This is a genomic window from Massilia consociata, from assembly GCF_042432755.1.
In the GTDB taxonomy this organism is placed as follows: Bacteria; Pseudomonadota; Gammaproteobacteria; order Burkholderiales; family Burkholderiaceae_D; genus Telluria; species Telluria consociata.
Window position 1 is genome coordinate 86,889 of record NZ_JBHLWP010000006.1, and the last position, 23,709, is coordinate 110,597.

Annotated in this window: 16 protein-coding genes; 5 read left to right on the forward strand and 11 right to left on the reverse strand. The window is 67.5% G+C overall.

Annotation, left to right across the window (positions count from 1 at the left end; all coding sequences use genetic code 11):
* Positions 1–92: 92 nt before the first annotated feature.
* Complete coding sequence (locus ACFFJK_RS04525) at positions 93–791, forward strand: dienelactone hydrolase family protein (protein WP_379677927.1); 699 nt, start codon at positions 93–95, stop codon at positions 789–791.
* On the opposite strand, the gene ACFFJK_RS04530 is transcribed toward ACFFJK_RS04525, so the two are convergent.
* The 7 genes from ACFFJK_RS04530 to ACFFJK_RS04560 all read right to left on the reverse strand — a co-directional run bounded on the left by ACFFJK_RS04530 (position 788) and on the right by ACFFJK_RS04560 (position 11,095).
* Complete coding sequence (locus ACFFJK_RS04530) at positions 788–3,481, reverse strand: molybdopterin-dependent oxidoreductase (RefSeq protein WP_379677928.1); 2,694 nt, start codon at positions 3,479–3,481, stop codon at positions 788–790. The genes ACFFJK_RS04525 and ACFFJK_RS04530 overlap by 4 nt on opposite strands.
* Entirely contained in the window at positions 3,481–4,716 is a 1,236-nt protein-coding gene (locus tag ACFFJK_RS04535; RefSeq protein ID WP_379677929.1) for an NAD(P)/FAD-dependent oxidoreductase, read from the reverse strand. Before ACFFJK_RS04535 ends, ACFFJK_RS04530 begins: the two co-directional genes overlap by 1 nt.
* Positions 4,701–5,063: a nitrite reductase small subunit NirD gene (gene nirD / locus ACFFJK_RS04540; RefSeq protein ID WP_379677930.1), complete on the reverse strand. Its 363-nt coding sequence runs from the start codon at positions 5,061–5,063 to the stop codon at positions 4,701–4,703. The genes ACFFJK_RS04535 and nirD overlap by 16 nt, the downstream gene beginning before the upstream one ends.
* Positions 5,064–5,083: 20 nt before the next feature.
* A complete protein-coding gene (gene nirB, locus ACFFJK_RS04545; RefSeq protein ID WP_379677931.1) occupies positions 5,084–7,618 on the reverse strand; it encodes a nitrite reductase large subunit NirB in 2,535 nt (844 codons plus the stop codon).
* A gap of 11 nt (positions 7,619–7,629) precedes the next feature.
* A complete protein-coding gene (locus tag ACFFJK_RS04550) occupies positions 7,630–8,934 on the reverse strand; it encodes an MFS transporter (RefSeq protein WP_379678267.1) in 1,305 nt (434 codons plus the stop codon).
* A gap of 302 nt (positions 8,935–9,236) precedes the next feature.
* Entirely contained in the window at positions 9,237–10,421 is a 1,185-nt protein-coding gene (locus ACFFJK_RS04555) for a CmpA/NrtA family ABC transporter substrate-binding protein (protein WP_379677932.1), read from the reverse strand.
* Between the two features lie 29 nt (positions 10,422–10,450).
* Positions 10,451–11,095 (reverse strand): ANTAR domain-containing response regulator, encoded by a 645-nt coding sequence (locus tag ACFFJK_RS04560; protein WP_379677933.1) that lies wholly within the window; start codon positions 11,093–11,095, stop codon positions 10,451–10,453.
* 659 nt (positions 11,096–11,754) lie between these two features.
* Here ACFFJK_RS04560 and ACFFJK_RS04565 point away from each other — a divergent pair.
* On the forward strand, positions 11,755–14,133 hold the full coding sequence (locus ACFFJK_RS04565) for a S9 family peptidase (RefSeq protein WP_379677934.1): 2,379 nt from the start codon (positions 11,755–11,757) through the stop codon (positions 14,131–14,133).
* A gap of 60 nt (positions 14,134–14,193) precedes the next feature.
* Positions 14,194–16,398, forward strand: coding sequence for an RIFT barrel domain-containing protein (locus ACFFJK_RS04570; protein WP_379677935.1), 2,205 nt, complete (start codon positions 14,194–14,196; stop codon positions 16,396–16,398).
* Positions 16,399–16,416: 18 nt separating this feature from the next.
* Here ACFFJK_RS04570 and ACFFJK_RS04575 read toward each other — a convergent pair whose 3' ends face one another.
* Positions 16,417–17,655, reverse strand: a complete 1,239-nt coding sequence (locus ACFFJK_RS04575) for a M20/M25/M40 family metallo-hydrolase (RefSeq protein ID WP_379677936.1) — start codon at positions 17,653–17,655, stop codon at positions 16,417–16,419.
* Entirely contained in the window at positions 17,655–18,917 is a 1,263-nt protein-coding gene (locus ACFFJK_RS04580) for a urate hydroxylase PuuD (RefSeq protein WP_379677937.1), read from the reverse strand. The genes ACFFJK_RS04575 and ACFFJK_RS04580 overlap by 1 nt, the downstream gene beginning before the upstream one ends.
* Positions 18,918–19,033: 116 nt before the next feature.
* Here ACFFJK_RS04580 and ACFFJK_RS04585 point away from each other — a divergent pair, with 116 nt between their 5' ends.
* A complete protein-coding gene (locus tag ACFFJK_RS04585; RefSeq protein ID WP_379677938.1) occupies positions 19,034–19,972 on the forward strand; it encodes a LysR substrate-binding domain-containing protein in 939 nt (312 codons plus the stop codon).
* 86 nt (positions 19,973–20,058) lie between these two features.
* Entirely contained in the window at positions 20,059–21,801 is a 1,743-nt protein-coding gene (locus tag ACFFJK_RS04590) for an allantoate amidohydrolase (RefSeq protein ID WP_379677940.1), read from the forward strand.
* A gap of 28 nt (positions 21,802–21,829) precedes the next feature.
* Here the strand turns inward: ACFFJK_RS04590 and ACFFJK_RS04595 are convergent, their stop codons facing one another.
* Both ACFFJK_RS04595 and ACFFJK_RS04600 read right to left on the reverse strand, forming a co-directional pair.
* A complete protein-coding gene (locus ACFFJK_RS04595) occupies positions 21,830–22,300 on the reverse strand; it encodes an MgtC/SapB family protein (RefSeq protein ID WP_379677941.1) in 471 nt (156 codons plus the stop codon).
* 112 nt (positions 22,301–22,412) lie between these two features.
* Positions 22,413–23,666: a Zn-dependent hydrolase gene (locus ACFFJK_RS04600; RefSeq protein ID WP_379678268.1), complete on the reverse strand. Its 1,254-nt coding sequence runs from the start codon at positions 23,664–23,666 to the stop codon at positions 22,413–22,415.
* Between the last annotated feature and the right edge of the window lie 43 nt (positions 23,667–23,709).

Genomic DNA, 23,709 nt, shown 5'->3' on the forward strand with positions numbered 1-23,709 from the left:
TTCCGCTCTTCATTCGTACGCGGGCCCCGCCGGCTTGCGCTTATGATCAGGCGCTCACCGTCACCTCTTGTTTCACCACGAAAGGAAGTCGCATGAGCGAACACCTGCAGGTACAAACCACCGACGGCAGCTTCGTCTGCCACGTCGCCCGTCCCACCGCACCCGGCCCGCATCCGGTCGTCATCGTGTTGCAGGAAATCTTCGGCGTGAACGCCGGCATCCGCAGCATCGCCGACGACTACGCGTCGCGCGGCTACATCGCCGTCTGCCCGGACCTGTTCTGGCGCATCGAACCGGGCGTGTTCCTGTCGGAAGCCCGGGAAGGCGACTGGGAAAAGGCTTTCGCGCTGTACAAGGCCTATGACGTCGACAAGGGCGTGCAGGACATCGGCCTGGCCATCCGCGCCGCGCGCACGATGCACGACGCGAACGGCAAGGTCGGCGTGACCGGCTACTGCCTGGGCGGCCTGATGACCTTCCTGAGCGCGGCGCGCACCGACGGGGATGCATTCGCGGCGTATTACGGCGGTGGCACCGACAAGTACATCGGCGAAGCCGGCAACATCACCAAGCCCCTGCTCTACCACCTGGCGGAAGAGGACGAATACATCGGCAAGGATGCACAGGCCACGATCCGCGGCGCTTTGGCGGGCAAGCCGGACGTCGAGCTGTACACCTACCCGGGCCGCAACCACGCCTTTGCCCGCCCCGGCGGCAACCACTACGACGACGCCGATGCGAAGCTGGCCAACAGCCGCACCGACGCCTTCTTCGCACGGACGCTGCGCTAGGCCGGGCGGGCTACGGCCAGCAACTGCCGGATCTCCGGCAGGCAGGAGCCGCAGTTGCCGCCGGCCCGCAGGCAGGCGGTCACCTGCGCGGCATCCGTGAATCCCTGTTGCGCGATCGCGCTGCAGATCGTGTTGCGGCCCACGCCGAAACAGGAGCACACCGTCGGGCCCGGGTCGCGGCCCGCGGCTTTCGGGCGCCCCGCCAGCAGCGTGGCGCGGTCCGCCGGAGACAGCGTCTCCAGTTCGAACAGGCCGCCCAGCCAGGTTCGGGCCGGCAGGTCGGGCCTGCGCGACACGAACAGGCAGGCCTCCAGGCGCCCGTCCACCAGCAGCGCGCAGCGCAGCATGCCCTCCGCCTTGTCCTCGTACTCGATCCAGTCCGCTTCATCGTCGGCGCCGAGCAGGCCGCGCGCCCATTCCGGCGACACCGGCTCCCGGCCTCCCAGTTCATGGCGCACGAAACCGGCGCCGCGCACCCGCGTCCAGTTGGCGACGCGCTCCAGGTCCAGCGCTTCCCGGCTGAGGACGAAGCCATGCCAGGCCACGCCGAAGGGTTCGACGCGTATCGGCGTGTGCTTGAACTCCGGCTCGCCCGACACCGGGTCGACTTCCGGGTTGACCACGGCGCCGACGCGCGCGTCCGACGCGGTCTGGCCGTTCCAGTGGATCGGCACGAAGGCGGCGCCACGGGCGATGCCGCCGCTGTGCGCCACCCGCGCCACCATGGCGCCCCAGCGGCTGGTGATGCGCGCCAGCTCGCCGTCGCGCACGCCGCTTGTCAAGGCATCGTGCGGATGCAGGTCGATGAAGGGCTCGGGCGCGTGGCCCGCCAGGCGCGGCGACTTGCCGGTGCGCGTCATCGTGTGCCACTGGTCGCGCAGGCGGCCGGTGTTCAGCACCAGCGGAAATTCTCCTCCCGGCGCATGCACCGGCGCACGCGGTGCGGTGGCGATGAAGCGTGCCTTGCCGTCGGGATGGGCAAAGCGGCCGTCGGCGAACAAGCGCGGCGTACTTTCGCGCTCGTGCCGCACGGGCCACTGCAGCGGCGCCAGGGCGTCGTAGGCGGCGCGCTCCATGCCCACCAGGCCGTCGAGTCGGAAAGCGCGCTCCAGCCCCGGTTCGCCGTTGCGCCAGGTCGACAGGCGGGCATGCTCGTCGAAGATGGCGTGCGCGCCAGCGTAATCGAAGCCCTGGTACCCCATGCGCCGCGCCACCTGGCAGATCGCCTGCCAGTCCGCGCGCGCTTCGCCCGGCGCCGGCAGGAAGGCGCGCTGGCGCGAAATGCAGCGCTCCGAATTGGTGACCGTGCCATCCTTCTCACCCCAGCCCAGCGCCGGCAGCAGCACATGGGCGAACGCGGCGGTATCGGTGTTCGCGGTCACGTCCGATACCACCACCAGTTCGCAGCGCGCCAGGGCGCGCTTGACCTGGTCGGCGTCCGGCAGGCTGACCACCGGGTTGGTGGCCATGATCCACACCGCCTTGACCTTGCCCTCCTCGATCGCGCGGAACAGGTCCACCGCCTTCAGGCCCGGCTTGCTTGCCATGCGCGGCGCATCCCAGAAGCTGCGCACGGCCTCGCGGTGGGCCGGCTTGTCGAGGTCGAGGTGGCCGGCGAGCATGTTGGCCAGGCCGCCCACCTCCCTGCCACCCATCGCGTTCGGCTGGCCGGTCAGCGAGAACGGCCCCATGCCCGGCTTGCCGATGCGTCCCGTGAGCAGGTGGCAGTTGATGATGCTGTTGACCTTGTCCGTGCCGCTGGAGGACTGGTTGACGCCCTGCGAGAACGCGGTGACGACCCTGCCGGTCGCGGCGAACATCTCGTAGAACTCGAGGAGCAGGCGCGGATCGACGCCGCAGGTGCGCGCCACGAACTCGATGCTGGCGCATCCGTCCGCCTCGGCCAGGGCCGCGTCGAGGCCGGCGGTATGCGCCGCCACGAAGGCATCGTCGGCCGCGCCGCTGCGCGCCAGGTAGCTGAGCAAACCGTTGAACAGCCAGACGTCGGTGCCCGCCTTGACCGGCAGGTGCAGGTCGGCCAGCTCGCAGGTGGCGGTGCGGCGCGGGTCGATCGCGACGATGCGCAGGCCGGGCCGCGCTTCTTTTGCCTTCGTGATGCGCTGGAACAGCGTCGGGTGGCACCAGGCCGTGTTCGAGCCGACCAGCACGACCAGCTCGGCCAGTTCGAAGTCTTCGTAGCAGCCCGGCACCAGGTCTTCGCCGAAGGCGCGCTTGTGGCCGGCCACGGCGGACGACATGCACAGGCGCGAATTGGTGTCGATGTTGGCGCTGCCGACGTAGCCCTTCATGAACTTGTTGGCGACGTAATAATCCTCGGTCAGCAGCTGGCCGGAGACGTACAGCGCCACCGCATCCGGGCCGTGCTCGGCGATGATGGAGGCAAAGCGCGACGCGACCGTGTCGAGGGCTTCGTCCCAGCTGCTTGTACGCAAAGTGCGCAGCTTGTCATGCTCACGGATGGCTGGAGCCAGCAGGCGACCGTCCAGCCCGAGCGTCTCGCCCAGCGCCGAGCCCTTGACGCACAGGCGGCCGCGGCTGGCCATGTGCTCCGGGTCGCCCTCGATCAGGGCGCCGTTTTCCATCGGCGTGGCCTTGATGCCGCAGCCCACGCCGCAGTAGGGACAGGTGGTGCGCACTGCGGCGGCAATCGGGATCACTGGCGTTCCCATCACGCTGCCTCGCACAGGCCGGGACCGAACAGCAGGCGGTCGCGGAAGGTCGACACATCGGCGCCGCGCTGGATCAGGTCGAAGTACCAGGGACCGTCCGACACGTCGCCGTAGAGCACCGCGCCGGTGACGCGGTTCCCGGCCAGCACCAGGCGTTTATAGACGCCGGCATGGCGGTCGCGCAGCACCAGGTCTTCGCTGCCCTCCAGGCCGACAATGTCGCCGGCCGAATACAGGTCGATGCCGGTGACCTTCAGCTTGGTGGCGGTGGCCTGCTGCACGTAGCGGCGGTGGCCAAGGCCGGCCAGGTGGGCGGCGCACACGCGCGCCTGGTCCCAGATCGGCGCCACCAGCCCGAAGGTGGCCTTGCGGTGCTGGACGCATTCGCCCACGGCGTACACGCGTGGGTCGTAGGTCTGCAGGGTGTCGTCGACCACGATGGCGCGCTCGCAATGCAGGCCTGCCTCGCGTGCCAGCGCCACGTTCGGGCGCACGCCGGCCGCCATGACGACGAGGTCGGCAGGCACTTCCAGCCCATCGGCAAAGCGTACGGCCGCCACCTTCCCCTCGCCGAGGATCGCCTCGGTCTGCGCCTGCAACAGGATGCGCAGGCCGCGCCGCTCCAGCGCCCTCCTCAAGAGCAGCGCCGCCTGCGGGTCGAGCTGCTGGTTCATCAGGCTGCCGGTCAGGTGCACGACGGTCACCTGCATGCCGCGGCGCAGCAGCCCGTTCGCCGCTTCCAGCCCGAGCAGGCCGCCGCCGATGACGACCGCGCTGCCGCCGCGCCGGGCGGCGGCCAGCATCGCGTCCACATCGTCCAGGTCGCGAAAGCCGATCACGCCCTCCAGCTGCGCGCCCGGCACCGGGACGATGACGGGACTGGAGCCGGTCGCCAGCAGAAGTCGATCATAAGCAACAGCCAGGCCCGAGCGGGCACGCACGATGCGGCGCGAACGGTCGATCGCCACCACCGGGTCGCCGGCGTGCAGCACGATGCCGTTCTCCTCATACCATTCACGCGTACGCAGGACGATGTCCTCCGCCTTCTTGTCGCCCGCCAGGACGGGCGAGAGCATGATGCGGTTGTAGTTGACGCGCGGTTCAAGACCGAACACGGTGATGTCGTACATGCCGGCGTCGAGTTTGAGCAGCTCTTCGACGGTGCGCATGCCGGCCATGCCGTTGCCGACGACGACCAGGCGCTGCCTGGTTGAGGCGATTACGGTGCGATCCATACCTTGCCTCCTTCCACGCGGGCCGGGTAGCTGGCCACCGAATGCTCGGGCGCTTCCAGGCATTCGCCGCTGTGGAGGTCGAAATGCTGCTTGTAGATGGGCGAGGCGACCACGATGCGCTCCCCGATGCTGCCCACCAGGCCGCGCGACAGCACGGCGGCCTGCGCGTTCGGGTCGAAGTTGTCGATGGCGAAGACGCGCGCTTCCTCGCCGCCTATGCGGAACACGGCCACCTGGCGGCCGTCCAGCAGCGCGCAGACGCCGGTGTCCGGCACGATGTCGTCGAGGGCGCAGACGGCGGTCCAGTTTTGCAGTTGGCTCAGTTCAAGCTGTGGATCTCGGTGCATGGCTTACTCCTGAATGATGGTCAGGCCGCGCTGGCGGCAATCGGGATGACGCGTCCGCGCCGCTCCTCGGGATTGGCCGGGCGGATCTGGCCGCGCTCCGGCACGAACACGACATTGCTGTCCACGGCTTCGCTGTTGACGAAGTGGCGGAAGCGGCGGCGCACGTCCGGATTGGTCACGGCTTCCTTCCACTCGCAGGCGTAGGTGTCGACCACGTGCTGCATCTGCGCCTCCAGCTCATGGGCGATGCCCAGCTTGTCCTCGACCACCACCGCCTTCAGGTAGTCCAGCCCGCCTTCGAGGTTCTCGCGCCAGACGCTGGTGCGCTGCAGGCGGCCCGCGGTGCGCACGTAGAACATCAGGAAGCGGTCGACCAGTTTCACCACGGTCGCGTCGTCGATGCCGGAGGCGATCAGTTCCGCGTGGCGCGGCTTCATGCCGCCGTTGCCGCAGACATAGAGGTTCCAGCCCTTTTCGGTGGCGATCAGGCCCACGTCCTTGCCCTGCGCCTCGGCGCACTCGCGGGTGCAGCCGGATACGCCGAACTTGATCTTGTGCGGCGCGCGCAGGCCCTTGTAGCGGTTCTCCAGCGCGATCGCGAACGCCAGGCTGTCGCCGACGCCGTAGCGGCACCAGGTCGAGCCGACGCAGGATTTCACGGTGCGCAGCGACTTGCCGTAGGCGTGTCCCGATTCGAAACCGGCCGCGATCAGCTCTTCCCAGATGTCGGGCAACTGCTCCAGGCGGGCACCGAACAGGTCGACGCGCTGGCCGCCCGTGATCTTGGTGTACAGCCCGTATTTCTTCGCCACCTGTCCCACCGCGATCAGGCCGTCGGCCGTCACTTCGCCACCCGGCATGCGCGGCACCACGGAATAGGTGCCGTCCTTCTGGATGTTGCCGAGGAAGTAGTCGTTGGAGTCCTGCAGGCTGGCGTGCTCGGGCTTGAGCACGAAGTCGTTCCAGCTCGATGCCAGGATGTTCGCGACCACCGGCTTGCAGATGTCGCAGCCCAGGCCCTTGCCGTGACGGGCGACCAGTTCGCCGAAGCTGCGGATGCCTTCCACGCGAACGATGTGGTACAGCTCCTGGCGCGAGCAGGCGAAGTGCTCGCACAGGTGGTCCTTCACTTCCACGCCCAGGCGCGCCAGCTCGGCGTTCATCACCTGGGTCATCAGGGGCACGCAGCCGCCGCAGGCGGTGCCGGCTTTCGTACAGCTCTTCAGCGCGCCGATGGTGCCGGCGCCGCCCGCCACAGCCTCGCACAGCGCGCCCTTCGAGACGTCGTTGCAGGAACAGATCTGGGCGGCGGCTGGCAACGCATCCACGCCCAGGGCGGGGCGCACGGCGCCTTCCAGTTGCGGCAGGATCAGCACCTCGGGCGATGCCGGCAGCGCGATCCGGTTCAGCATCATCTGCAGCAGTTCGCCGTAAGGCGAAGCGTCCCCCACCAGCACGGCGCCGAGCAGGTATTTGCCGCACTCCGATGTGACGATCTTGCGGTAGAGCTGCTTGCGCTCATCCAGGAACTGGTAGCTGCGGCAGCCATTCGTCACGCCATGGGCGTCGCCGATGCTCGCCACGTCCACGCCCATCAGTTTCAGCTTGGTGCTCATGTCGGCGCCGGAGAAGCCGCCCTCGCCGGTCAGGATATGCTTCGCGGCGGTGCGCGCCATGTCATAGCCCGGCGCCACCAGGCCGAACAGCTGACCGCGCCAACAAGCGCATTCGCCGACGGCGTAGATATGCGGGTCGGAAGTCAGGCAGCGCTCGTCGATGACGATGCCGCCGCGCTGGCCGAGGGCCAGGCCGCTGGTGCGCGCCAGCTCGTCGCGCGGGCGGATACCGGCCGAGAACACGATCATGTCGGCGTCCAGGTAAGTGCCGTCGGCGAACTGCATGCGGTGGGTCGCTTCCTCGCCGTCGACGATGGCCAGCGTGTTCTTCCCGGTGTGCACCTGCACGCCGAGCTCTTCGATCTTGTTGCGCAGCACGCGGGCGCCCGGCTCATCGACCTGCGCCGCCATCAGGCGCGGCGCGAATTCCACCACATGCGTCTGCAGGCCCAGGTCGCGCAGCGCCTTGGCGCATTCCAGGCCGAGCAGGCCGCCGCCCACAACGACGCCGGTACGCGAACGGGCGCCGCACTCGCTCATCGCTTCCAGGTCTTCGATGGTGCGGTAGACGAAGCAGTCCTTGCGGTCCGCGCCCGGAACCGGCGGCACGAAGGGCGTGGAACCGGTGGCCAGCACCAGCTTGTCGTAGCTGACCGGCTCGCCTTCTGCCAGCAGCACCCGGCGCGCCTCGCGGTCGATGCCGGTCACGCGGGTGCCGAGGCGCAGGCACAGTTTCTCATTGTCGAAAAAGCCGGGCGCCACCAGCGACAGGTCCTGCGCGCTTTTCCCGGTGAAGAATTCGGACAGGTGGACCCGGTCGTATGCCGGGCGCCGCTCTTCTCCGAGAATGGTCACACGCAGCTCGGGGTCTGCGCTGCTTGCGAAGGTTTCGACAAACTTGTGGCCCACCATGCCGTGGCCGACGACGACGATATGCATTGCGCTACTCCTCAGGCTGCAGAGACGGCCGGTGCGCCCGGCGTTTCCGAGGCGGCCGTCATGGTGAAACGGGCGGCGATGGCGCACAGGCTCGAGGCCAGCACCAGCACGCTGAGAATGGTCAGGGTCTGGGCGATGTCGCCGGTCCCCTTCATCAGGAAGCCGGCCGCCACGGCGCCGACATTGCCGCCGGCGCCGACGATGCCGGCCACGCCGCCGAGCGCCTTCGGCGCAACGAAGGGCACCAGCGCATAGGTCGCGCCGCAGGCCATGTGGGTGAACAGGCCGAAGCACAGCATGGCGATCACGGCATAGACGATGCCGTCGGCGTTGGCGAACCACAGCAGGCCAAGGCCCTCGCCGATCATCAGGACGAACAGCACGGTGACGCGGCTGTTCAGCTTCCCGCCACGGGCAGCGCGGTCCGACAGCCAGCCGCCCAGGGCGCGGGCAAACAGCGCCAGCAGGCCGAAGCTGCCGGCTGCCAGCCCGGCGGCGCCCAGGGACAGGCCGAAGTGCTCGACGTAGTACACCGCGGCGATGTTGTGGATGAAGATCTCGATGCCGAAGCAGGCGCCGTAGGTGACGAACAGCAGCCAGGCGCGGTAGTTGCGGCAGGCCTCGCGAAAGCTCGCCCAGCCGCCCTTCGAACCCTGCGGCAGCTCGCCCTTGGCGCGCAGTTCGTCGTAGTTACCGGCCGGGCAGTCCTGCGTGTAACGCCAGTAGAAGAAGGCCATCACGATCATCATCAGGCCCGGCACCACCAGCGCCACGCGCCAGCTGAAGGCTTGCGACACGCCGAGCATGGTGACGGCGGTCAGCAGCAACGGCATCAAGGCCTGCGCCGCGCCGCCGCCGCTGTTGCCCCAGCCTGCCGCCGCCGCGTTGGCGGTGCCGACCACGTTCGGGCCGAACATCACCGAGGTGTGGTACTGGGTAATGACGAAGCTTGCGCCGACCGCGCCGATCCCGAGGCGAAACAGCAGGAAGCTCTCGTAGCTCTGCGCCATCGCCACGCCGAGCACCGGGATCGATCCGAGCAGCAGCAGGCCGGTATAGGTCTTGCGCGGGCCGTAGCGGTCGCACAGCGGGCCGATGAGCAGCCGCACGAAGATCGTGATGGCGACGGCCGCGATGTTGATGTTGGCGACCTGCTCCATCGACAGCCCGAATTCGCCCTTGATCACCGGCATGAGCGGCGCGCAGGCGAACCAGGCAAAGAAGCAGACGAAGAAGGCCACCCAGGTCAGGTGGAAGGCGCGCATCGGCGCCGTATCGAACGAGAAAAGCTTGATGCTGTCCGCCTTATTGTCCAATGTATTGGCCATGTTTCTTCCTTTGGAAAACAAAACGGCGTCCGCGCTCCTGCCCTTTAGGCGGGAAGCTGCGGACGCCGTTGTCCTGTTTTACCGGTCCCTCGTCAGACCGGCGACGAATGTGCGTAATGCTTGAAGCGCTGCGTGCGGAGGATCGCCATTGATCCTTCAGCGGAATATGAGCAAGAGGCGTGCCACAGGCTCTCCAGGGCGCGCGCCCTTTGAAGCGGCGCAGTGCGCGCTACATTGCAGTGCAACATGCACGCGAATGAAGCACGAATGGAAGGCAGGCGCGCACCGTATCAGGCCGTGCGCGCGAACGAAGCGGCGTAGCCGGCCGGGTCGCCGCCATCCCAGACGCGCCCGTCGAGCAATACCGAACTGCGCATGACGCCATCCGGCACGCCGACACCGGCCATGGCCGCCGCATCCCGGTACAGGTCGATGCGGTTCACCTCCGCCGCGATCGCGCGGTAGGACGGGTCGGCACGCAGCAGTCCCCAGCGCCGCTGCTGGGTCAGGAACCACATGCCGTCGGACAGCCAGGGGAAGCTGGCTTCTCCATCAGCGAAGAAGCGCAACCCGTTGTGGCCGCGCCAGCCGCCCGGCTCGCACGGGCGGCCCGCAAGGCAGTACTGGAGCAGGTCCCTGTCGGCGTTGACATAGGCGGGACTGGCCAGCACCTCGGCCGCCGCTTCGCGGTTGGTGCGCGACGCGTCCAGCCAGCGTGCGGCATCGAGCAGGGCCGCCACCATGGCGCGGCAGGTGTGCGGGTTCGCCGCCGCGAAACCGGCGCTGGCGCCCAGCACCTTGCCCGGATGGTCGGGCCAGATCGCCTCGCTCGACACGGCCAGGGCGCCGGCGCCCTCGCATAGCGCGCGCTGGCCCCAGGGCTCGCCGGCGCAGAAGCCGTCCATGTGGCCGGCAGCCAGGCTGGACGCCATCTGGCCGGGCGGTACGGTGACGGCATCGCAATCTTCGAACGGATCGATGCCCGCCGCCGCCAGCCAGTAATACAGGAACATCGCGTGGTTCCCGGTCGGGAAGGTGTGGGCGAAGGTCGGGCGCCGCTTCTCCTCCCGCAACCGGCTGGCCAGGCCGGCCGCCAAGCCCATGCCGTCGTCCAGCTTGCCGGCCAGCGCGCGCGACAGCGTGATCCCCTGCCCGTTCTGGTTCAGGTTCATCAGCACCGCCATCTGGCGCGCCCGCGTGCCGATCCCCATCTGCAAGCCGTACAGCAGGCCGAGCAGGACGTGCGCGGCGTCGAGCTCGCCCGCCACCAGCCGGTCGCGCATGCCGGTCCAGGACAGCTCGCGGCTCAGTTCGAAGCGCAGCCCGTATTTCTCGTCAAAACCCAGCACCGACGCCATCACCACCGGCGCACAATCTGCCAGGGGCATGAAACCGATGCGCACCAGGGTCCTCTCCGGAGCGTCCGAACCGGCGATCCATGCGCCGCCGGCTTCCAGTCCTGCCTTCTTGTCCAATGCGTACTCCTCTACCTTCCTTACCGGCTTCAGCCGAGCAGGTCTTCCACGTCGATGAGGCGCTGGGCGATCTCCGCCAGCTTCATGTTCTTGTTCATGGCCATGCTGCGCAGGCGCTGGTAGGCCTGCTCTTCGGTGAGCCGGTAGCGCGCCATGACGAGGCCCTTGGCGCGGTCGACGAGCTTGCGCTCGGCCAGTTTCTGGCGCGTGCCTTCCAGCTCGTCCAGCAGCTTGCGCTCGCGCCGGAAGCGCGCCAGCGCCACGTCGAGCACCGGCTTGACGCGCCCCGGGTGCAGGCCCGCCACGATATAGGCCGACACGCCCGCCTCGAGCGCCGCGTCCATGCTCGCCGGTGCGTCGTCCTCGGTGAACAGCACGATCGGGCGCCGCTCGTCGCGTGTTGCGATGACGATGTGTTCCAGGATGTCGCGCGCATCGGACTCGCTGTCCACGATGATCAGGTCCGGCTGCAGCTGGGCGATCCGCTGCGGCAGGAACACGTCGGCCGGCAACGAGGCGACCAGGTCGTAGCCCGATTCAAGTAGGCCGATGCGCAGCGCGGCGCTGCGAAGGGCCTGCCCGGCAGGCGCCTCCCCGCCGCTCCCGGCGGCTGCCTGGGCGGGATTGACGACGACGATACGCAGATGAGGGGAGGCACTGCCTTGCGGTTTCATGCCGCTACGTGATGCAAGATTCGCACCACCTCGCGAAGGATCGTTACCGATACTTCACTGCCGTGCCCGCCTTATTCACAGTGGCGCTCAAGAGACATTCGCCACGTAAATATCTCCTGCGGGCTAAACTCGACAATTATTCACCCCCTTTATCGAAGTAATCACGAACCAAAAGTTTATTTATGGCACGGCACGCCTTATACTGCATCGCAACATCGCAGTCTTTACAGGAGAACCACCATGGCAAGCATCCGCCGCTTCTTCGCCAGTGCCCTCAACGCAGTACGCAGCTTTTCGATCGAACTCTATGCCGCACACGGCGGCTGGGCTCCCGCCATCCGCGGTTGACAGGAGCCAGGCATGAACGTCATCGACACCATCGTTGTCCTCCTGGCCGTGCTGGCCGTCGCCGTACGCGTGGCCATGTTCCTGCCGCGCTCGCCCAAGGGGCCGCGCAAGCTAGCCTGAACGCTGCACTGCAACACCCTGTGTATATGCATGCGCCGGCCGTACGTACGTACGCCGGCGCTGTTTTTTTATGTTCGCAAGCAGCTTGTTTCGCTTCACCGCGGCCGGGGGGACTGAGCTAGAATGCATCCGCATTTTCTGGCAAGAAAGCTATTTCCTTTCAATCAGCTCCCTCAGTTCCTATACATACAATGCGCACACCTGCACTCACGCTCTTCGCAGCGCTCCTCGTCCTGCCCTTGCAGTACGCGGCGGCGTCCACGCCCATCACCCTCGACCAGGCCATGTCCCACCCCGACTGGATCGGCACCCCGGTGGAAACCGCCTGGTTCAGCTGGGACGGCAAGCAGGTGTTCTACAAGCAGAAGCGCACCGGTTCGCCGATCCGCGATACCTGGCAGGTCGCCCAGGACGGCAAGCCGAAACTGGTAGCGGACGCCGAACTGCCGAAGATCGACGGCGACCAGTTCATCTATGACCGCAGCCAGACCCGCGCCCTGATGCTGCGTAACGGCGACCTGTTCGAGCGCGACCTGAAGAGTGGCGCACTGGTGCAGATCACGCGCGGCGCCAGCAGGCTGGAAGCGCCGCAGTACTCCAGCGACGAGCGCAGCGTCCACTACCGCATCGGCACCGACTGGTACGCCTGGGATCGCGCGAGCAAGGTGGTCGGCCCGGTCGCGCTGCCGCGCGCCGCCAAGGACCCGGCGGTGAACGAGGATGATCCGCTGCGCGACCAGCAACTGCGCCTGATCGCCACCCTCAAGCGCCAGAAGGACGAGCGCGACGCCCTGCGCGAGCGCCTGAACGAACAACGCCGTATCGACCCGTCGCTGCCGCCGGCCCCGGTCTACCTGGGCGACAAGGTCACCATCGAGGGCAGCGCGCTGTCGCCCGACGGCCGCTGGCTGCTGGTGGTCACCGCGCCGAAGAACGGCGACAAGGGCCGCGTCGGCAAGATGCCGCGCTACGTGACCGAATCGGGCTACGAGGAATTCGACGACCAGCGCACCCGCGTCGGCCGCAACATGCCGGCGCCGCATGCACTGAAGCTGGTCGACCTGCGCACCAACGCGGTGCAGGACCTGTCCTTCGACGTGCTGCCCGGGATCACGACCGACCCGCTGGCCGAGCTGCGCGCGGCCGCCAAGAAGGAGCCGCTCAAGGGCAACCGTCCGGTACGCATCGGCGACGGCGCCCGGGCGATCGCATGGAGCGCGAACGGCGCCAATGTCGCCGTCATGCTGCGTTCGGTGGACAACAAGGACCGCTGGATCGCCACTGTCGACCTCCAGGCGACCAGGCTCAAGCCGCTGCATCGCCTGACCGACCAGGCCTGGGTCAACTACGACAACAGCGAATTCGGCTGGCTGCCGGACAACCGCACGCTGTGGTACCTGTCCGAGGAAAGCGGCTACTCGCACCTGTACACCCAGGATGCCGGCGGGGGCGCGAATATGGCTGCACCTCGTGCCCTCACCTCGGGCAAGTGGGAAGCCTCGGACGTGACCTGGTCGCATGACGGCCGCATGGCCTGGGTGATGTGCAACCGCGCGACGCCGGGCGACTACGAAGTCTGCGCCGTGGACGCCAGGAACGGCACGGTGCGCGAAGTGACCCAGCTCGACGGCGTCGAGCGCTTCCGCCTGTCGCCGGACGAGCGCAAGCTGCTGGTGCATTACTCGAGCAGCTATACCCCGGTGCAGGTGGCCACCGTGCCGGCAAGCGGCGGCGCGGCCGTCAAGCTCACCGACACCCGCACTGCGGACTTCAAGGCGCGCCAGTGGATCGAGCCGCAGTACGTGGCAGTACCGTCGAGCGCGGGCGGCGACCCGGTCTGGGCCAAGCTGTACCGCCCGGCCCAGCTCGAGCCGGGCAAGAAGTATCCGGTGGTGATGTTCGTGCACGGCGCCGGCTACCTGCAGAACGTCAGCAAGCGCTACCCGAACTACTTCCGCGAACAGATGTTCCACAACCTGCTGGTCCAGAAGGGCTACATCGTGCTCGACATGGACTTCCGCGCCTCGAAAGGCTACGGTAGCAAGTGGCGCACCGCGATCTACCGCCAGATGGGCCATCCGGAGCTGGTGGACTACATCGACGGCGTGAACTACATGGTGGCAAACCACCAGGGCGACGCCAGGAACGTCGGCATCTACGGCGGCAGCTACGGCGGCTTCATGACCTTCATGGCCCTGATGCGCGCCCCGGAAACCTTCAAGGCGGGCGCGGCGCTGCGTCCGGTGACCGACTGGGTGACCTACAACCACGGCTATACCTCGAACATCCTGAATACGCCGGACATCGACCCGGAGGCCTACCGGATCTCGTCGCCGATCGAGTACGCCGACAAGCTCCAGGGCCATCTCCTGATCGCCCACGGCATGATCGACGACAACGTGTTCTACCAGGATTCGGTGCGCATGGCGCAGCGCCTCATCGAGCTGAAGAAGGACAACTGGGAACTGGCCAGCTACCCGCTCGAGCGCCACGCCTACGTGCAGCCGGAAGCCTGGTACGACCAGTACCGCCGCATCTACCAGCTGTTCGAGCGCACGCTCAAGCAGTAAGCGGTTAAGATGAAAGGCGCCTTCGGGCGCCTTTCTTTTTTATCCGCCAACGACCTGCCCATGCCTGCCATCCGTTTCGTCGTCGTCTTCCTGTGCGCCGCCCTGTGCGTGGACGCCCGCAGCCAGTCCCTCCCCGCCGGTGGCGGCCTCGATGCGGCGCGTGTCGTCGAACTCCGGTATGGGAATGCCTCGCCCGGCCAGGCGAATGCAGGAGGCGCGCAGGACGATGCCGCGCGCGAGCACGTGCGTGACAAGGCGATACCGGGCGCGCTGGCGACGCTGGTCTTCGAGGACAGCGGCGGCAAGGACCAGGCAAGCGTTCCCGTCACCTTCGGCCAGGTGTTCGGCGTCGGCGCCCTCAAGCGCGGCGAGCGGCTGCAGGCCCGTCTTGCCGATGGCAGCACGATACCGGTGCAGGCCGACATCAAGGCGCGCCACCCCGACGGCTCCGTCAGGCACGCGCTTGTCTCGCTGGTGCTGGCGCGGCTTGCGCCGGCGAAGCCGGTAGCCGTGGGGCTGTTCGGCGTGGCCGGGGCATCCGGTGCAGCCGATGCAGACGGCAAGCGCAGCGCCGAGACGCTGTTGCGCAAGGGTTTCGATGCCAGGATTGAGGCCAGGTTCGAGGGGAAAACCTACAGCGCCAGCGTGAAGCCGCTGCTGGCAAGGAGCCGGACGGCGCCCTGGCTCGACGGACCGGTGGCGCAGGAATGGCATGCGTCCGCGCCGCTAACCGATGCCGATGGCCGCCCCCACCCGCACCTGGCGGCCAGGTTCGCCGTGCGCTGGTATCCGGCGCTGGACCGGGCGCGCGTCGACGTCACGGTGGAGAACAACTGGGCCTTCGAGCCCGCGCCGCAGAACTTCACCTACGACGCGCGTATCACGGTGGGGGATGCCGAGGTGTACAGCAAACCCGCGCTGGAACACTATCATCATGCGCGCTGGCGCAAGCTGTCCTGGTGGGGCGACGCGCCGTCGGTGCATGTCCGGCACGACACCCGGCAACTGATCGCATCGATGGCGCTGCCCAACTACGACCAGTCGGTCACGGTCGATGAAACGGCGCTGGCGCGCATGCATGCGGACTGGAAGGGAGCGAAGACCGAACCGATGGGCACCGGCCAGGCCCTGCGCGGCATGCCGACCACCGGCGGGCGTCCGGACATCGGCCTGCTGCCCGGTTGGGCCGCCATGTACCTGCTGGGGATGGACCGGCGCGCGCACGCCGTCACGATGGGAACGGCCGACCTGGCAGGCAGCTGGTCGATGCATTACCGGGACCGCCGTACCGACCTGCCGGTGAGCCTGCTCGACTACCCTTACATGACCCGCGTCGGGACGCCGAGCGACGCGCGCAACCCGGCGACCGGCAAGAGCGAGCTGTTCCCGGCATGCGCGCGCCCGGGTGCGTGCGCCACGCCGAACCAGCACGACATCTCCCACCAGCCGGCCTTCTCCTACCTGCCCTATCTGGTCACGGGCGACCACTACCACCTGGAAGAGCTGCAGTTCTGGGCCATGTACGACGTGTTCGCATCCAACCCGGGTTACCGCGAGAACCGCAAAGGCCTGCTCAAGCCCGAACAGGTCCGCGGCCAGGCATGGGCCTTGCGCACGCTCGGCCAGGCGGCCTACATCACGCCGGACGCGCACCCGCTCAAGCGCCACTTCCTGCAGATCCTCGACGACAACCTCGACTGGTACAACGGCACTTACACGCATAATCCGCGGGCCAATGCCCTTGGCATCATCGTCAATGGCTACGCACTCGGGTACAACGAAAAGCGCGGCATCGCACCGTGGCAGGACGACTTCTTCACCTCCGCTGCCGGCCATGTCGCCGAACTGGGCTTCGGCAAGGCGCGCGAACTGCTGCGCTGGAAGGCGAAGTTCCCGGTGATGCGCATGATCGGCGACGGCACGTGCTGGATCCACGGCGCGATGTACAGCATGCTGGTGCGTGACAGCGATACGGCGTCCTTCTACGGCACCATCGGCGAAGCCTACCGCGCGAGCATCAAGCCGGACATGCGCGCCCTGCCCTGCGCCGGCCCCGAGATGGCTGCCGCGCTCAAGCTGCGCACCGGTGAAATGACAGGGTACTCATCGGGCCACTCGGGCTATCCCTCGAACATGCAGCCGGCCCTGGCCTATGCCGCCGATGCGCTGGGAGAGCCCGGCAGGAAGGCATGGCAGCAGTTCATGGCGCGCAGCGTCAAGCCGGATTACGGAGCCGGTCCGCAATTCGCCATCGTGCCGCGCTGACCGGCGTCTGGCTTGCACTCACCCGGCCGCGAGGAAGTCCAGCAGCGTGAGCGCCACCACCTTGGTGGCCTTGCGCAGGTCGTCCAGCACCAGGTGCTCGTCGGCTTTCTTCGCGTTCGATTCCGGCACCGTGCGCGGGCCGGCGCCGTACATCACCGTGGGGATGCCGCGTTCGCCGTACAGGCGCGCGTCCGCATACAGCGGCGTGCCCTGCGCGCTGATCTCTTCGCCGAACACCGCGCGCCCGTGCTGCTGCAGGCTCGCCACCAGCTTGTCCGAACCCGGCAGGGGACGCAGCGCCTGCGACAGCAGCAGGCGCCGGATCTCCAGCCGGATGCCCGGCATGCCGGCCACCGCGCCCTCGACCAGCGCGCGCACCTGCGCTTCGACCGCCACCGGGTCTTCTTCGGGGATCATGCGGCGGTCCATCTTCATGACCACCTTGCCCGGCACCACGTTGGTGTTGGTGCCACCAATGATGTGGCCGACCAGCATCGTGGGCGAATCGATTCCCGGTACCCGCGACTTGATCTTCTTCAGCTCGGGCAACTGTCCGTAGAGCGCGTTCAGGATGCGCGCGGCGGCCTGCAGCGCGTCCACCGCGGTTTCGGGCATGGCGCCGTGGCCGGCCTTGCCGTGCACGGTGATCTCGAGCTGCAGGCAGGCATTGTGCGCCGTGACGATGTTGTACCCGAAGCCGGCCGCGATCACGTAGTCCGGCCGGGTCAGGTTCTGCTCGAGCAGCCAGCCGGGGCCGAGCAGGCCGCCGAATTCCTCGTCATAGGTGAAGTGCAATTCGAGCGCTCCCTTGAGCGGCACGCCCAGCGCCTCCAGCGCGCGCGCGGCGAACACGTAGGTGGCGAAGTCGCTCTTCGACACCGCGGCGGCGCGGCCGTAGATGGCGCCGTCAAAGATCTCGGCGCCATAGGGCGGCTTCGTCCATCCCTCGCCCGGGGGCACGACGTCGCCGTGCGCGTTCAGCGCCAGCGTCGGCCCGCCCGCGCCATAGGGACGGCGCACGATCAGGTTGGTGATGCTCTCCATGCCGTGGTCGCGCACGCTCTGCTCCGGCACCGCGTGCTGCTCGGCTGTCCAGCCGTATTGCTCCAGCATCGCGGCCACCGCCGCGGCGTGCGGCGCATTGTTCCCGGGCGGGGTGTCGGTCGGGATGCGGATGACCTGCTGCAGGAAGCCGACCTCCTCGTCGAAATGATCGTCGATCCAGGCCAGCAAACGTTCTCGTGTCTGTTTGTCCATCAGTTTTTCCCTGCTCCGTTATTGCCGGTCTTCGCACCGGCTTCGAACCAGGCCGCCACCTGCGCCCGTTCGGCATCGGTCATGTTGGTGAGGTTCGCCAGCGGCATCGCCTTGGTCTGCACCGTCTGCTGGTAGATGGCCATCGCGTTCTGCTTGAGCAGTTCCGGCGTGTGCAGCATGATGCCGGACGGCGCGGTAGCAAAGCCGGGCTGGGTCGGCTGCTGCGCATGGCAGGACACGCAGCGCTGGTCGATGATCGTGCGCACCTGGGCGAAGCGCGCAGCCTCGTCCGGTCCCTGCGCCGCGCCGGCAGCCGCTTGTGCCTGCACCGGCGCCTTCGGCGCGATCGCGACCGCGACACCCAGCAGCAGGGACACACCGGCAATCGGATAGCGCCACTCGACGCGCCCCTTGTGGCGCAGGTTGAAGAAGTGGCGGATCAGCACACCCGCCGCCATGATCACGCCTAGCACCGCCCAGGAATACTCGTGGCGGTAGGTCATCGCATAGTGGTTGCTGATCATGATGAACAGCACCGGCAGCGTGAAGTAGTTGTTGTGGACGCTGCGCTGCTTGGCCTTGATGCCGTGGACCGGGTCGGGCTTTTGCCCCGCCATCATCGCGTTCACCATCTTGCGCTGGCCCGGGATGATCAGCATCGCGACGTTCGCCACCATCATGGTCCCGATCATGGCGCCCACGTGCAGGTAGGCGGCGCGCCCGCTCAGCAGCTGGGTGAGCACGTAGCTGCTCGCCACCAGGAAGGCAAAGACCACGAGGCCGAGCGCCAGTTCGTGCTTGCCCAGGGGCGAGCGGCACAGCAGGTCGTAGACGACCCAGCCGACCACCAGGCTGCCCAGACCGATGCCGACCGCCTGCCAGCTCGAAAGGTCGGCCACGCTGCGGTCGACCATCATGGCCTGCGCATTCAGGTAATAGACGATGACCAGCAGTGCAAAGCCGGAAATCCAGGTCGAATACGCCTCCCACTTGAACCAATGGAGTTCCTTCGGCAGCTCGGCGGGCGCCACCAGGTATTTCTGCGGGTTGTAGAAGCCGCCGCCGTGCACCGCCCACAGCTCGCCGGCCACGCCCTTCTTCGCCAGCTCGGAACCCGGCGCAGGCGGCCGGATGGAGTTGTCTAGCCAGACGAAGTAGAAGGAAGCGCCGATCCAGGCGATGCCGGTGATGATGTGCAGCCAGCGCACGAGCATGTTGAGCCATTCGAGGCCATATGGCCCAAGATATCCAAACAAGTCCATGGCGCTCCCTGGTTGCGGTATTCCTCGACAATAACTTGATTTCAATTTCTACAACATGAAAAGTAGCGTATATTCGACATAACCGAATTGATATACGCCCTGCCATACGCCCAGCAATGTCCAGCCTGCCCCAGCACCTCGACCTGCACCTGATCCGCATCCTCTACCTGCTGCTGGTGGAGAAGAACGTCTCGCGCGTGGCGCTCAAGCTGAACCAGCCGCAGCCCTCTATCTCGGCCTCGTTGCGCAAGCTGCGCGAGCTGACCGGCGACCCGCTGCTGGTGCGCGGCGCGCGCGGCATGGTGCCGACCCAGCACGGCGAGACCCTGCTCAAGCCGGCCAAGCGCATCCTCGACGAAGCCGAGGGCCTGTTCGTGAAGAAGTCGCCCTTCGTGCCCGAAGAGGCGACGCGCACCTTCCACATCGCGGCCCCCGACTACCTCGACACCCAGTTCCTGCCGAACGTGGTGGCCGCCCTGCGCCGCGGTTCCCCGGGCAGCAAGGTGGTGATCCACAGCCTGGGCCCGGGACTGGACTACCTGCGCATGCTGTCCGACGGCGAGATCGACCTGGTGATCGCCAACTGGGACGAACCGCCGGCGCACCTGCACATGTCGAAGCTGTTCGAAGACCCGATCATCTGCACCATGCGCGCCGACAGCCCGTACGCGCGGCGTACCGCCTCCGATGCCATGACCGTCGAGGATTACCTGTCGCTGCCGCACGTGGCGCCGTCGCAGATGCTGCCGGGCTACCACGGCGTGATCGACGCCTGGCTCGACCGCCAGGGGATGCAGCGCAAGGTGGCGGTGGAGTCGCCCTACTTCGGCGTCATCCCCTACATGCTGACCCAGAGCGACCTGGTCTTGACCACCGGCCGTCAGTTCATCCGCTTCTACGAGCGCACGCTGCCGCTCAAGAGCTTCACGGTGCCGATCAAGTTCCCGCCGATGCGCTTCTACCAGCTGTGGCACCAGCGCGTGCACCAATCGTCCGAGCACAAATGGCTGCGCGACCAGGTCAGTGCGGCGGCACGCGCGCTCATGCCCAAATAAACGCAATACCGCTTATGCGGACAGGCGTATAACTCGGCAAGCTTGCAGGATTTATCATCGATGGCTTCAATAAGGCGATGCCGACCATGACCACTCTGGAAGACCTGAACAGCTGCGCGCCCGATGCATTCGTGGCGGCCCTGCGCGGCATCTACGAACACTCGCCCTGGATCGCGCAGCGTGCGGCCGCGCTGCGGCCCTTTCCTACCATCGCCGCGCTGAAGCAGGCCTTGCAGGCGGTCGTGACGGGGGCGCAGGAAGACGAGAAGCTGTCCCTGCTGCGTGCGCACCCGGAGCTGGCCGGCAAGGCGGCCATCGCGGGGGAACTGACGGCGGAATCGACGGGCGAGCAGGCCGCATCCGGCCTGGACCGCTGCAGCCCCGAAGAATACGCACTGCTGCACGACCTGAACGCACGGTACAACGAGAAGTTCGGTTTCCCGTTCATCCTCGCGGTGAAGGGACCGACCGGGCGCGGCCTGGCGCGTGCCGCCATCATCGAGACCTTTGCGCGCAGGCTGAAGAATGCGCGCGCCGGCGAGATGGCGGAATGCTTGCGCCAGGTGCATCGCATCGCCGAAATCCGCCTGAACGCGCTGCTGGGCGTGCAGCTCAGGTTCGGCCCGCAGGTGATGGACTGGGCCGAGCTGCTTGCCGCCATCAGCGACGGCGAAGAGAACCTCACCTGCGCCTACATGACGGCGGCGCACCGGCGCACGGCAGATCAGCTGGCGCAGTGGATGATTGACGCCGGCATGAATGTCCACATCGACGCGGTCGGCAACGTGGTCGGGCGCTACGCCGCCGTGCAGCCGGACGCGAAGGTGTTGATGACCGGTTCCCACTATGACACCGTGCGCAACGGCGGCAAGTACGATGGCCGGCTCGGCATCCTGCTGCCAATCGCGCTGGTGCGCCACCTGCACCAGCGCGGCGAGCGCCTGCCCTATCACCTCGAGGTGGTCGGCTTCGCGGAAGAGGAAGGCGTGCGCTTTCGCAGCACCTTCCTGGGCAGCAGCGCCATCACGGGCCGCTTCGATCCGGCCTTGCTGGACCAGCAGGACGGCGACGGCGTCACGATGCGCGAAGCGCTGGCCGCGGCCGGGCACGACGCGGCCGCGATTGCATCCATCGCGCGCGATCCTGCATCGCTGCTCGGCTTTATCGAAGTCCATATCGAGCAGGGACCGGTGCTGCTGGAGCATGGCCTGCCGGTGGGCGTGGTGACGGCGATCGCCGGCAGCTCGCGCTACCTGGTCGAGCTGCTAGGCGTGGCCAGCCACGCCGGCACCACGCCGATGGGCATGCGCCGCGATGCCGCCGTGGCGGCCGCCGAGATCGTGCTGCTGGTTGAGCGGCGTTGCAGTGGGCGCGGCTCGCTGGTCGGCACCGTCGGTCAGCTCGAGGTGCCGGGCGGCTCGGTCAACGTGGTGCCCGGCGCCTGCCGCCTGTCGCTCGACATTCGCGCCGCCACTGACGAAGAACGCCTGGCCGCGGTGGACGACATCCTGACAGGCATTAGCGCCATCTGCGCACGGCGCGGCATCGACGAGAAACTCTGGAAACTGGTGCAAGCCGACGCGGCGCCCTGCTCGCCGCGGCTGATGGAGCGGCTGGGTACGGCCATCGAACGCGCCGGCCTGCCGCGCTTCGACCTGCTGTCCGGCGCCGGGCACGATGCCATGGAGATGGCGCAGGTCACCGAGGTGGCGATGCTGTTCACGCGCTGCGGCAACGGCGGCATCAGCCACAATCCGCTGGAGACCATGACGGCGGACGACGCCGAGGTCGCGGGCGAGGTGCTGCTCGACTTCCTGCGCCGCTTCTAGGCGAGCCCGCCTCCCGGTCGCCTCCCCCTCAGTTCTTCGGCGTAGCCCGCAGGATCGACAGGATCACGAGCGCGAACAGTGCGCTCAGTACCGCCGTGGCTTCCCGCCCCATGCCCGCGGCAATGCCGACGGCGGCGGTCAGCCACACGCTGGCGGCCGTGGTGACGCCCCTGATATCGTTCTTGTTCGAGTGCTTGAGGATGGCGCCGGCGCCGATGAAGCCGATACCGGCCGTGACGCCTTGCAGGACGCGTGAAATGTCGCCGATTTCCATCCCCGCCTGCAAGGGGATCAGCACGAACATCGCAGAGCCGAGCGACACCAGCATATGGGTGCGCAAACCGGCCGAGGCGCCGACCGACTCGCGCTCGTAGCCGAGCATCCCGCCCAGCACCACCGCCACCAGCAGGCGCACGACAATGCGGGTGATGTCCTCCACATTGCCCAGGTCCGAAAATTCATCCTGTATTGTCAGCCAGCTCCGCTCCATCCACTCCATGCCGCTCCTCCCGAGATCACCCGGGAATAATGCCAATAAAATACGGATGACGTCGCCACGCTCGACTGTTCAAGTACGCGGATGCCGGTGCACGCATGCCGGCACACGCAGCTCAGACAGCAACCCCGGCGCGTTCGAGCATCGCGTGCAGCAGCACGTTGCAACCTGCCTCGAGGTGGGCCGGCTGCGCATCCTCGATCTCGTTGTGGCTGATGCCGTCCTTGCAGGGCACGAAGATCATCCCCGCCGGCGCCACGCGCGCCGCGTAGATGGCGTCGTGGCCGGCGCCGGAGACCACGTCCATCGACGAATAGCCCAGTTTCTCGGTGGCGGCGCGCACGGCGTTCACGCAATCTGGATGGAACGGGCATGGCGGGTAATAGGACACGCGTTCGACCTCGATTGCCAGGCCGCTTGCCTTGCGCGCGGCCGCCACGAAAGCCAGCATCTCCTCGTGCATCGTGTTCAACAGCTCGTCGCTCACGTTGCGCAGGTCGATGCTGAACTTGACCTGGCCCGGAATGACGTTGCGGCTGTTCGGGAACACCTGTACCATGCCGACCGTCCCGCGTCCGTAGGGCGGGTAGCGGTTCGCGATGTCCACGACCTCCTGCATGATGGTCGTGGCCACCTGCAGCGCGTCGCGGCGCAGCCCCATCGGCGTCGGCCCGGCATGCGCTTCCATGCCGGTGACGACGCAGTCGTACCACGACAGACCCATCACGGCCGGCACCACGCCGATCACCTTGCCGGCGTCTTCCAGCACCGGGCCCTGCTCGATGTGCGTCTCGAAGTACGCCCCGATCGGATGCCGGCCCGGCACCTGCGTGCCGAGGTAGCCGATCCGCTCCAGCTCCTCGCGCACGCTTTTTCCCTCCGTGTCGCAGGCGGCGTAGGCGGTTTCCAGGCTGAAGGCGCCGCAGAACACGCCCGAGCCCATCATCACCGGCACGAAGCGCGACCCTTCTTCGTTGGTCCAGAACGCGACCTCGATCGGCGCCTCGGTCTGGATGCCCAGGTCGTTCAGGGTGCGCACCACTTCCAGCCCGGCCAGCACGCCGTAGTTGCCGTCGAACTTTCCGCCGGTGGGCTGGGTGTCCACGTGGCTGCCGGTGACGATCGGCGGGAGCAGCGGATCGCGCCCTTCGCGGCGCATGAAGACGTTCCCGATCTGGTCGACCGTGACCGACATGCCGGCATCGCGCGCCCACCGCACCACCAGGTCGCGGCCCTGCCGGTCGAGGTCCGTCAGGGCCAGGCGCTTGACGCCGCCCTTCTCGGTGGCGCCGATCGCGGCCAGGTCCATGAGCGACTTCCACAGGCGATCGCCATTGACGTAAAGCTCACCCTTGTACAGCTTGTCCATGTGCAGCCCATCCTTGTGCGGTGCGTTCATTGCGGCTCCCCCT

What these genes read in the sequence shown, in the direction of transcription:
- ACFFJK_RS04535 (WP_379677929.1), bottom strand. Translation starts at nt 4,716, where the DNA reads ATGGATCGCACCGTAATCGCCTCAACCAGGCAGCGCCTGGTCGTCGTC.
- ACFFJK_RS04600 (WP_379678268.1), bottom strand. Translation starts at nt 23,666, where the DNA reads ATGGACAAGCTGTACAAGGGTGAGCTTTACGTCAATGGCGATCGCCTG.
- ACFFJK_RS04590 (WP_379677940.1), top strand. Translation starts at nt 20,059, where the DNA reads ATGACCACTCTGGAAGACCTGAACAGCTGCGCGCCCGATGCATTCGTG.
- nirB (WP_379677931.1), bottom strand. Translation starts at nt 7,618, where the DNA reads ATGCATATCGTCGTCGTCGGCCACGGCATGGTGGGCCACAAGTTTGTC.
- ACFFJK_RS04570 (WP_379677935.1), top strand. Translation starts at nt 14,194, where the DNA reads ATGCCTGCCATCCGTTTCGTCGTCGTCTTCCTGTGCGCCGCCCTGTGC.
- ACFFJK_RS04530 (WP_379677928.1), bottom strand. Translation starts at nt 3,481, where the DNA reads ATGGGAACGCCAGTGATCCCGATTGCCGCCGCAGTGCGCACCACCTGT.
- ACFFJK_RS04585 (WP_379677938.1), top strand. Translation starts at nt 19,034, where the DNA reads ATGTCCAGCCTGCCCCAGCACCTCGACCTGCACCTGATCCGCATCCTC.
- nirD (WP_379677930.1), bottom strand. Translation starts at nt 5,063, where the DNA reads ATGCACCGAGATCCACAGCTTGAACTGAGCCAACTGCAAAACTGGACC.
- ACFFJK_RS04575 (WP_379677936.1), bottom strand. Translation starts at nt 17,655, where the DNA reads ATGGACAAACAGACACGAGAACGTTTGCTGGCCTGGATCGACGATCAT.
- ACFFJK_RS04525 (WP_379677927.1), top strand. Translation starts at nt 93, where the DNA reads ATGAGCGAACACCTGCAGGTACAAACCACCGACGGCAGCTTCGTCTGC.
- ACFFJK_RS04565 (WP_379677934.1), top strand. Translation starts at nt 11,755, where the DNA reads ATGCGCACACCTGCACTCACGCTCTTCGCAGCGCTCCTCGTCCTGCCC.
- ACFFJK_RS04580 (WP_379677937.1), bottom strand. Translation starts at nt 18,917, where the DNA reads ATGGACTTGTTTGGATATCTTGGGCCATATGGCCTCGAATGGCTCAAC.
- ACFFJK_RS04560 (WP_379677933.1), bottom strand. Translation starts at nt 11,095, where the DNA reads ATGAAACCGCAAGGCAGTGCCTCCCCTCATCTGCGTATCGTCGTCGTC.
- ACFFJK_RS04595 (WP_379677941.1), bottom strand. Translation starts at nt 22,300, where the DNA reads ATGGAGTGGATGGAGCGGAGCTGGCTGACAATACAGGATGAATTTTCG.